Origin of the sequence: Lunatibacter salilacus (genome assembly GCF_009797935.1) — a bacterium.
Taxonomy (GTDB): domain Bacteria; phylum Bacteroidota; class Bacteroidia; order Cytophagales; family Cyclobacteriaceae; genus Lunatibacter; species Lunatibacter salilacus.
Map to the genome: position 1 here is coordinate 73,410 of NZ_VOLC01000027.1, position 10,540 is coordinate 83,949.

6 protein-coding genes are annotated in these 10,540 nt (G+C 42.0%); all 6 read left to right on the forward strand.

Features of this window, described 5'->3' with window-relative positions; genetic code table 11:
• Nucleotides 1-64: 64 nt before the first annotated feature.
• The 6 genes from FQ608_RS25315 to FQ608_RS25340 all read left to right on the forward strand — a co-directional run bounded on the left by FQ608_RS25315 (nt 65) and on the right by FQ608_RS25340 (nt 10,335).
• Nucleotides 65-610 carry a hypothetical protein gene (locus tag FQ608_RS25315; protein WP_234364397.1) on the forward strand — a complete coding sequence of 182 codons (546 nt, stop codon included), beginning with the start codon at nt 65-67 and terminating at the stop codon, nt 608-610.
• 125 nt (nt 611-735) lie between these two features.
• Nucleotides 736-1,632 carry an alpha/beta hydrolase gene (locus tag FQ608_RS25320; RefSeq protein ID WP_234364398.1) on the forward strand — a complete coding sequence of 299 codons (897 nt, stop codon included), beginning with the start codon at nt 736-738 and terminating at the stop codon, nt 1,630-1,632.
• A gap of 427 nt (nt 1,633-2,059) precedes the next feature.
• Nucleotides 2,060-5,320 carry a SusC/RagA family TonB-linked outer membrane protein gene (locus FQ608_RS25325; RefSeq protein WP_158861285.1) on the forward strand — a complete coding sequence of 1,087 codons (3,261 nt, stop codon included), beginning with the start codon at nt 2,060-2,062 and terminating at the stop codon, nt 5,318-5,320.
• A gap of 46 nt (nt 5,321-5,366) precedes the next feature.
• The gene (locus FQ608_RS25330; protein WP_158861286.1) at nt 5,367-7,388 is read left to right on the forward strand and encodes a RagB/SusD family nutrient uptake outer membrane protein; all 2,022 of its coding nucleotides are present in this window, start codon (nt 5,367-5,369) and stop codon (nt 7,386-7,388) included.
• Between the two features lie 94 nt (nt 7,389-7,482).
• The gene (locus FQ608_RS25335; RefSeq protein ID WP_158861287.1) at nt 7,483-8,847 is read left to right on the forward strand and encodes a Gfo/Idh/MocA family protein; all 1,365 of its coding nucleotides are present in this window, start codon (nt 7,483-7,485) and stop codon (nt 8,845-8,847) included.
• Between the two features lie 354 nt (nt 8,848-9,201).
• Nucleotides 9,202-10,335 carry a DEAD/DEAH box helicase gene (locus tag FQ608_RS25340; RefSeq protein WP_158861288.1) on the forward strand — a complete coding sequence of 378 codons (1,134 nt, stop codon included), beginning with the start codon at nt 9,202-9,204 and terminating at the stop codon, nt 10,333-10,335.
• Nucleotides 10,336-10,540 lie beyond the last annotated feature (205 nt).

Consider the following 10,540-nt stretch of genomic DNA (forward strand, 5'->3'; position numbering starts at 1 on the left):
AAAATTTAAAGATTGAATTTGGAAGAAAAAGGCTTACATTCGGAATATTTTCTATGGATCGCCAATGTTAAGAAGCCAAAAATGGATCATACTGGGGACAGTTTTGGTTTTCATGAATTTGCCAAGTGTAAGCCTGGCCCAACAATCCCATATTGACATTGGCCTTCGGAGCCAGAAATCATTGGGGCTATACTTGGAAAATGGATTTGTATCTCAAATCTCATTTGATCGCCTAGCCGATAACAGGCTCTTTCTCGGGATTGGATTTGTCAGCAGCCGATTGGGTTCTGCTTTGGGTTCAAATGCAATAAAACAGGATAATTATCAAATTTGGTTGTCTTATTATTTTAAAAATCGCAGGAAAATTAGGCCTTTTGTCAGTTTGAACAGTGGGTATTTTGCGGCAGATTATGAAGCGGAAATTTTCGATGTGCTGGATAGAAGTTCCATGTTGCTTTCTGCAAGTTCGGGTCTGGAGTGGACTACTCCGGTCCAATTAAAAGTAAATATGGCCTTAGGTTACAATATAATCTCTGGCAACGGCCTAAACGGGCCGGGAACTCTATATCCTTTATTTGCCCAGTTAAACTTTTTCTACCCATTGAAATGAAAAACTTCACCAGCCCTCCCTTTTTCCTTTTAAGGATCTATTCAGCATTTCAACCAAAAGTGAAAAGCCTATCGGCCAATATGATCCAGAGCATTTGTATTTGTCTGTTGGTTTGCGTTAACCTTATGCTGGGATCTTGTGATGTTAATCCAGAAATCAGCGATGACTTTCTGGATGGGAAAATCATTTTTGATCCTTCTCTTTTATCTCCTGAGAACTATTTAGTCTCTCAGGGTAATCCCAACCCCACAGCGGAACAGGCTTCCCGACCTGTTTTTATTGTATGTCATGGTTTTAGTGCCTCTACTTTTGAATGGCAGGAATTTGTCGATTGGTCGGGAAATACGGAGGATTATTACGTTTCCCGAGTGCTTTTGGGAGGACATGGCCGTACCTATGAGGAGTTTAAATCTGCCAGCTGGAAAGATTGGCAACAAGCCATATTTGATGAGTATGAGGCGTTATTAGAAGCAGGCTACAGCAATCTTCACCTGGTAGGATCATCAACCAGTGGTGCTTTGATTTTAGAAGCTATTGGCTCTGGCTATTTTAATGGAAAAACAACTCCGAATAGCATTCTTTTGGTGGATCCGATCGTTGTCCCTTCGGATAAGATGCTTCCATTGATTGGAGTCCTTGGTCCCCTGATTGGTTACACCGAAGCGGAAAATACACAGGGTGAAATAACCTATTGGTACAACTACCGGCCGTATGAAACACTGAGGGAGCTGCAGTCGGTTATCAAAAAAGTCCGGAAAGACCTACAGCATGGTTTTGGACTTCCATTGCGGAGTTTTATGAAAGTATATAAATCCACCCATGACGCTAGTGCAGATCCTGCCAGCGCAGTACTTATCTATAAAGGAATAACCACTGTCAATCAAGTTGAAATTGAGATGATTGACTCAAAGCTCCACGTTTTTACACGGTTGCAATTCCGGGAAGAACCGATTAGTGATAAAGACAGACAGCTTCAACAACAAACATTTGAGGATATGATTCGAATTGCCATGTCCAGATAGATAAATGTAGAATTTAGGATGAGTTACCAGCTTTAATTAGAGTTTCAATGATTATAAATCAATTCTTTTAGAAAAATCATATAGTTAATATAGGCTAATTATATGATTGAAATATCATGTAATCTAAATTTCTATTTCTTTTTTGAAAATATATCAATTTCTATTTTTTTTAAAGTTTATTTTTTTTTAACATTAACCCGCCAATAGAAGAACTTAACTGAAGTTTATAATTTTCTCTCATCATCCGGGGAATACTTTTATATGGTTGTGCAATCGATTGCGCAAATAATAATTCTATTTTATGTTTAATTTAATTAAAAGTTATTCTTAATTAAGAAAAGCCTATGGAAAAACAAGGTGGGATATTCCTTATGATTAGTATCCAATTAATACCCAAAATCAATCATTTATTCAAAACCCAAAATTAATGAAAAGAAAATTACTTAATTGCTGGAAAATGAAATGGATGGCATCATCCACGGCAATCCTGTTCTTCCTGTTAGGCGGCCCAATTTTGGCTCAGCATGGCAGTTTAGACGGAATCTTGGCAAACTTGGAGAAAAGCAGGACGACAACTGTTTCTTCAAAATCCTTGGAACGAGCTGAATCGAACAAACCGATTGATGTAACAGTCACTGGCACAGTGACCGATCAGAATGGGGATCCTATTCCCGGCGCAACTGTTTCAGTACCTGGTACGTCCATAGGTACTGCCACTGACATGGATGGGAAATACAGCATTACCGTCCCGGAAAACTCATCCTTGGTGTTTTCATTTATAGGGTTTGAAAATCAGACCATTGCGATAGATAATCGATCCACCATTGATGTTACACTGGTAGAAAGTGCACAAGCCCTGGACGAGGTGATTGTGATAGGGTACGGTACCCAAAAGAAAAAGGATATGACCGGAGCCATCGTCAATGTGAAAGCTGAGGAGGTCATGAAATATAAGCCCACCAGTGTTTCTGAAATACTTCGATCTACCGTTCCCGGACTAAGCGTCGGGTATGCTACAAATGCGCGGAATGTCCCTGATTTTGACGTAAGGGGGGATAATTCCATGAAAGCCGACCTAGATCCCGATGTAAATGAGGAAAGAGAAGCAAATAGACCTTTGATAGTTTTGGATGGCGTGATTTTCAGAGGTGATTTAGCTGAGATTAACCCCAATTCAATAGAAAGTGTGGATGTGTTGAAAGATGCAAGTGCAGCAGCGGTTTATGGATCGCAAGCAACGAACGGTGTCGTTATTTTTACCACCAAAAAGGGATCTTTTGGTAAACCACAAATTACCTTTAGCAATAGGACAGGCCTTATTACCGGTGCCAGGAGACAGGAAACTTATAAGGGCGGGGACGAAGTATTGAATTGGTTGACGGACATGAACGAATCCATCACCAATACAATTACAGAGCCTTGGACAAGGTTTCGCGATTATAACAGCATAGATCCCCAGTATCAAAGTGCTTGGCTAGCGGCAAACGGAATTCCCGGCGAGACCAATCCGGATGTAATTAATTTGGCAAGGGTCAACAATTTTAATTTCTGGGATAATGAACTGGAGAATTACCGCAATGGCATTACTCATGACTGGCAGGACTTTTTATTCCATACCGGTGTAAGGCAGGATTACGACGTGAGTATCTCCGGCCGAACTGAAAGGGTATCCTATTATTATGCCTTGGGATATAGTGATCGGGAGTCAGTAATCAGAGATGACAAATTTAAAACCATCACTTCGAGGTTAAACTTGGATGTAAACTTGGCCGAGTTTTTCTCCATTGGGGCAAACGCCCAGTTTACCTTTCAAGATGAAGGTCCTATGTCTATACCTAATGGTGGTTACAGGTCTTTTTCCCCTTATGACCAACCTTGGCGGAATAATATGCCACGGACTAGGGAAAACCTTAACGATCAGCCTGCTGGATCGAACTTAACTAATCCCTACCAAAATCCAAGCTGGAATACCCGAAGTCATACCCGATTCATGATTAATCCTACCTTGTATGCGATGGTTACACTTCCGTTGGGGATTAGTCTGCGAACGGACTATACTCCCAGATTTGATGTGAGAAAACGATTTGATCTCAATGAAAGAGGAAATCCCCAGCGAGCGGTGGATATTGCGGAGCGAAGGTACAATGACTCGTTTTCCTGGCAGTCAAATACGATTCTAAATTGGGATAAAGATTTCGGGATACATCGGTTAAGTTTTACAGGCTTGTACAATACTGAACGGAATCAAAGTTGGGAGACTCGGGCGATGAACAATACTTTCTCTCCTACTGCGGGACTTGGATACCATGCGATGCAATTGGGGTTAAACCCAACCATGAGTTCCTATGATGAGGTGAATTCTAGAACTGGAGTTATGGGAAGAGTCAATTATGCCTATGATGATCGTTTCAACTTTTCCGCTTCTATCCGCAGGGATGGATTCTCTAGATTTGGTATAAACACTCTCTATGGAAATTTCCCATCCCTATCCGCAGCTTGGACGCTGACTAACGAAGAATTCATGCCCAAGGGGAAGGCGTTGAGTTATTTAAAAACGAGAGTGAGTTATGGAATAAACGGTAACAGTAGTGGGTTGGAAGATTATAACGCCTATGCAAGGCTAAGTAATGGAGTCTATTTGAATTATGATGGGGGTTATGTCGCTACTCCCTATACGGAAATTAACAGAATTGCGAATCTCCTACTTTCTTGGGAACGAACGGCCTCTGTAAATGTAGGTATAGACTACGGATTTTTCAATGACCGCCTTACCGGTTCGTTGGACGTCTACAAGTCCGAAACTAGAGATTTGTTGTTGGATCAGAAATTACCCGACCTTACTGGATTTGGCTCTGTAAAAACCAACGTTGGTAATCTGGAAAACAAAGGTTTTGATTTGGGAATAAATTCGATTAATATATCCAACAGCAATTTTACTTGGAGAAGTACCTTTAATGTCACGTATAGAATGAACAAAATCACCACGTTGGGCAATAAGGCCATCCCTATTACAGATGCGGAAGGCAATACAGTCGTAAGAGAGCCGGATGACCTTCAAAATGGTTGGTTTATCGGGAAAAACAAAGACGTGATCTGGGATTGGGATTTAAATGGGATTTATCAACTTGGAGAAGAGGATGAGGCCGCCCAATACGGCTTGTTTCCTGGAGATTTTAGATTTGTGGACCAAAACGGCGATGGAAGAATCGATTTGGACGATCGGGTATTCCTCGGTTTAAGCGATAATCCTTGGTACATGACCTTACGAAATGACTTTGAATGGAAAGGGTTTGATTTTGGACTGGTGTTTCTTGCCAAACTGGGCTATTTAGGCGGTACTCGAGAACCTTTTAACAACAACCAAGAATACATCAAAAACCACAACTGGTATAAAATCCCCTATTGGACTCCTCTTAACGGAGAAAATAACTTTGCGCGGATTAATTCAATCAATTTAGGGGGTGGTCAGACCTGGATCAACAGGTCTTATTTGAGGCTTCAAAACGTGTCTGTAGGTTACAGTTTGCCACCGAATCTCACGGAGAAAATTAAATCCAACAGGGTAAGGCTTGCTGTAAATATTGAAAATGCCGCTGTATTTACTGGCTGGATTAGAGAGCTCGGGGATCCCGAGTCTGCGAGAGAAATGCCTAGGACCTATTCATTTAGCTTGGACGTTAGTTTCTAATCTAAAGAAACCCGATTGTTGGAATTAATAATTTAACTGGAAAGACATGAAAAATATTAAAATATACAATAAAATAATCGCATCGCTCTTGCTGTTATTTTCGGTTTCGTGTACCGATGATTTTCTTGATGAAAAGCCACTTTCTTTTCTAAGTCCTGAAAACACATTTCGTGACGGGGCAGGATTGCAAACGGCTCTCGATGCAGCGTTGAGAGGTGTTATGACTCAGTGGAATGGGGATACCCGGGAATTGATGTTTAATCACAATATGAGTGATGCATCCGTTGTGGCTTCTACAGACAAACCGGACGCATTTGTGGATTTGCGCACCTACGCCACGCCTACCAATGCAAGGAATAACGATGCAGGCAGAACCTTGTCCTTTTATGCTGACAACTACAATCACATTAAAAAGGCAAATACAGTCATAGATTACATTGATCTTCCTGATTGGGAGAATGGGGTTAATAATTCGGAAAGAAACCATTTACTTGGTTCGGCTTATTTTGTTAGAGCTTTTTTCTATATGCAGTTAACCATGCAGTTTGGCAATGTTGCCTTTCCGCTCAATGTGGTAAAAGAAGCAAGAAGGGACTTTAAGGTTTTTCACATGCAAGGAATCTGGGACCAAATGATTGTGGATCTGGAATATGCCGTACAGCATGTGAAACCAAAAGGCCAATTGCCTATAGGACAAGCCCCAAAAGATGCCGTAAGAATGCTTTTGGCTAAATATTACATGCTGAACCAACGATTTGCGGAAGCAGAACAGCTCATGACGGATGTGATCAATGACGGTGAGTCGCGGTTGTTTACCGATGCCATGATTCCTTCGGGAGTTACGGAAGTAGAAGTGGCAAATACCAATAATCCAAATACCGGAAACCCTCTACCTGGAAGGTCCGGCTTTGCCCCTGCAGATGCAGTCAATTATCTTCACATGGACAAAGGTGCTCAAAAAACCAGCAATCCGGAGGGGATTTGGTTGGTTGTAAATGAACCGTTTGTTTTGGGAACGCAAGGACAGGCAGCAAGAATCAGGGCATGGGGGCCAAACTTCGTCAGCACTAACTTGGGCGTATGGGAACCCGGTACCACACGGATCGGCACAGATGTACAGGCAACCACCAACGACAATCGTGGTCGAATGATGAAAAAATGGGGTAGGAGTCAAGGTTTTGCCCGCCCGACAAATTATTCCCAATATGATATCTGGAATTATAATGGCATGATTGACGAACAGGATTACCGGCATAAAGACCTCAACTGGTTTGAAATGGAGGATGTATTGTACGATAATCCATCCCTACAAGATGACGGAAGTCCTTTTTATCTCCAACCCCTTCAATTGTATGATGCAAATGGGAATTTAACCTGTCAAGATACCATCCGATGTTGGTTTGGATATCCGCGGTATAAATTTTATTCTGTCAATCTGGAATCCCGTCCCGATAGGCAGGATTCCGGGAAAATGGACATGTATATTTTGCGAATGGGAGAAGTGTATTTGATTCGGGCGGAGGCCAGATTATGGCAGGAAAATTATGCCGGAGCAGCGGAGGATATTAATGCCATCCGGGAACGTGCAAATGCCATTTATATGTATACTGCTTCGGATGTACAATCAGAGGGTATTGGAGCTGTTTTGGATGAAAGGACCCGTGAATTGTACGGTGAAGAATATAGACACGATGAATTGGTTCGGATATCCGTAATTTTTGCCAAAACTGGTAAAGCAGCTTATAACGGTAAGACATATACTCTCTCCGGAAACGATATTGAGAAGTCATTGTCCCCGAACAATTTCTACTATGACCGGATGATGGAGAAAAACTCCTTTTTCAGGGATGAAGTGAGATGGGCTACTTATAATACAACGAGGTATACCATGGATCCTATGCATATTTTCTGGCCGGTTTATCAGCCTTACTTAGTAGGAAATGTGGAGGCTACCTTAAACCAGACTACCGGATATGCCGGTGCCGGAAGCAATATCGAGCCACTTACCCACGTGGTACAGCCGGCGGGTGTCACCAATGAAGATCCCATGCGGGCCGTTGGTGAATAATATAACTCAATAAAAATCACCTGATGAACCCTCGTCAGGTGATTTTTTTTTAAATTAGGGGTAAAATTTAATTTTAACTCAAAATAAACATGTTATGAACAATGAATCAACCAGAAGGTCATTTATAAAAAAAACGGCCATTGCGGGCTCTGTTGCAATGGTGGCACCCACTATTATACCATCCAGCGTTTTTGGTGCCAATGACCGGATTAATGCGGCAGTGCTGGGAGTAAATGGAAGAGGAAAAAGCCATATTGCAAGCTTTATGAATCAAAAGAATGTACAGGTTACCACACTTTGTGACCCTGATATGAACATTTTGAGGGAAAGGCAAAAAAGCTTTAAGGATAAGTACAGTAAAGATGTGGCTTTGGAACAAGACCTTCGCCGGGTCTATGATAACAAGGACATCGATGTGGTCAGTATTGCATCACCCAATCATTGGCATGCATTGTCCACGATTTGGGCTTGTCAGGCAGGAAAAGACGTTTACGTAGAAAAACCCGGATCCCATAATATATGGGAAGGACGCCAAATGGTGGAAGCTGCTCATAAGTATGATCGCATTGTACAACATGGGGTACAACTTCGCAGCTCACCCGCTGTTCAAGAAGCTATTCAATTGATGAGGGATGGCTATATAGGCCGGGTTTATATGGCGAGAGGCATTGTCTTTAGGTGGAGGCCAAGTATTGGTGATCATGGAACCTCACCTGTTCCGGAAGGTATTGACTATGATTTATGGACTGGTCCTGCGCAAAAGAAGCCTTTTTCCAAAAACCTGGTGCATTACAATTGGCATTGGAACTGGGATTATGGCAACGGTGATGTAGGGAATCAGGGTATACATGAAACAGACCTCTGCATGTGGGGATTGGATGTAGGACTTCCGACAAAAATAACTTCGATGGGTGGAAAGTTCCTCTGGGATGATGCCAAGGAGGTTCCTGAAGTATTGACATCCGTATATAATTATCCAGAAGAAAATAAAATCATTCAATTTGAAGTAAGGCCATGGTGTACCAATAGGGAAGATGGGGTTACTGTTGGAAATATCTTCTATGGAGACAAAGGTTATTTAGTGGTGGATGGATACGATAAGTACAGTACATTTCTGGGGCAAGACAGAAAACCCGGTAAGTCAGGAAGTGACGGTGGGAAATCCGGTTCTGAAATGGACAGAGGTGACGGAGGTACCGATGGGCATTTTGCAAATTTTATAGAGGCTGTAAGAAAACACGACAAATCCATTTTAAATGGCCCTGTGGAAACAGCACACCTATCTTCGGGTTTGGCGCACTTGGGCAATATTGCGTACAAATTGGAACGTGTCCTGACATTTGATCCAAAATCGGAGACATTTGTCAATGATGCTGAGGCGGACCAAATGCTTACCCGCAACTATAGAGAAGGCTTTGAGGTACCTAATTTGGGTCAGCCTGGTCTCAGGACAACCTAGCGTCGTGTCAATAATTCAGTAACGTTTTGTTTCCCGCGGATTGCGCAGATATTAGCTGATATATTCCGAGAATATCTATGGGAAATATTTAAGCGACTCACGGTTGACTTTACACTAGTGTACATACCATAATTTATATAATTAAAACCTGTCAGAGCTGAAAATTCTGACGGGTTTTAATTTTTTTACTACCTATAGTTTTGTGACCTATTAAGGGCAGAGGTTGGATATTTGCACCAGGCGAACCCACTGCGATAGACTATATCACTAGATACCAAAGAAAATGTATCTTTTCGATCTGAGGAAAAAAAATTGAAGTGGACAAAATCCCTTATCTTTGTCAAAAAATCATCAATGACTTTTGCCGACCTAGGATTATCTGATTTTCTATTAGAAGCCATTTCCCAAGCCCAATACCAATCAGTCTATCCCATTCAACAGGAAGCCATTCCGCTTATTCTTCAAAAAAAGGATTTAATTGGACTCGCACCTACCGGATCAGGAAAGACCGCAGCCTATGTATTACCCATACTTGAGCGGTTACAAAAAATGCCTTCGGTTCAAAGTAGATCCGTCCCCGTATTAGTCTTGGTGCCAACCAGGGAATTAGCAGCGCAGGTAATGGAAGTATTTAAGTCTTTTGGGGATTTTTTACCGAGGAAAATTAAAACCATGGCTGTATATGGTGGTGTGTCTATTAACCCCCAAATGATGAACCTACATGGTACCGAAGTGCTAATAGGAACACCGGGCAGACTATTGGATTTGGTGTCAAAAAACTCCATCGATCTTTCCCAAGTCGAAATGTTAGTGGTCGATGAAGCAGATAAGCTGTTGAACCTCGGCTTCAAGGAAGAAATGGATGAAATCCTTTCAAGGCTTCCCAAAAAGCGACAAAGTATTCTTTTTTCGGCCACAATCGATTCGGAGGTCGAGGCTCTGATGGCGAAAATTCTTGTCCATCCTGTCAAAATTGAGGTGGGACAGGATACCATTACCCCCGAATTGATCAATCAAACGGCATATTTGGTATCTCCGGAAAATAAGGGTCCTTTGCTTCGATTTTTAATCCAAGAGGGGGACTGGAAGCAGGTGCTGGTATTTACCTCTTCGATCCGCACAGCAGACAACCTGACCACTAAGCTGAACAAAAACGGTATTCAGGCAATGGCCTTCCATGGTGATAAGAGTCAGGGAGCACGAACAGAAGCCCTGAAGCAATTCAAGGCGGGGAATGTACGTGTTATGGTTGCAACGGATTTGGCTGCCCGGGGGATTGATATACTGCATTTGCCACATGTGATCAATTATGAATTACCCCGCTCCCCAAAAGACTATATCCACCGCATCGGACGAACGGGTAGGGCTGAATCGGCCGGTGAAGCAATCTCTTTAATCACAGAAGAAGACAGACACCACTTTAAAGTCATTCAGAAAAAAATGAAACGTTTTGTAGAATTGGTGGATGCGTCAAATTTGGGATTTTAAATACTATTAAACAGGCATCATCGGTGTTCTATTTCACATTGAATCGAATGGAACACCAATTTGGCGGATTGAACGGATTGTTTTTATTGATGACGAGATTATTCCGATCCAAAAAAATCCGCGTCATCCGTTTCATCCGCGTCATCCGTGTTCTATTTTACCTTTAAGCGAATGGAACACGGATTCGGCGGATTTGTGCGGATTG

What these genes read in the sequence shown, in the direction of transcription:
- FQ608_RS25335 (WP_158861287.1), top strand. Translation starts at nt 7,483, where the DNA reads ATGAACAATGAATCAACCAGAAGGTCATTTATAAAAAAAACGGCCATT.
- FQ608_RS25315 (WP_234364397.1), top strand. Translation starts at nt 65, where the DNA reads ATGTTAAGAAGCCAAAAATGGATCATACTGGGGACAGTTTTGGTTTTC.
- FQ608_RS25325 (WP_158861285.1), top strand. Translation starts at nt 2,060, where the DNA reads ATGAAAAGAAAATTACTTAATTGCTGGAAAATGAAATGGATGGCATCA.
- FQ608_RS25320 (WP_234364398.1), top strand. Translation starts at nt 736, where the DNA reads ATGCTGGGATCTTGTGATGTTAATCCAGAAATCAGCGATGACTTTCTG.
- FQ608_RS25340 (WP_158861288.1), top strand. Translation starts at nt 9,202, where the DNA reads ATGACTTTTGCCGACCTAGGATTATCTGATTTTCTATTAGAAGCCATT.
- FQ608_RS25330 (WP_158861286.1), top strand. Translation starts at nt 5,367, where the DNA reads ATGAAAAATATTAAAATATACAATAAAATAATCGCATCGCTCTTGCTG.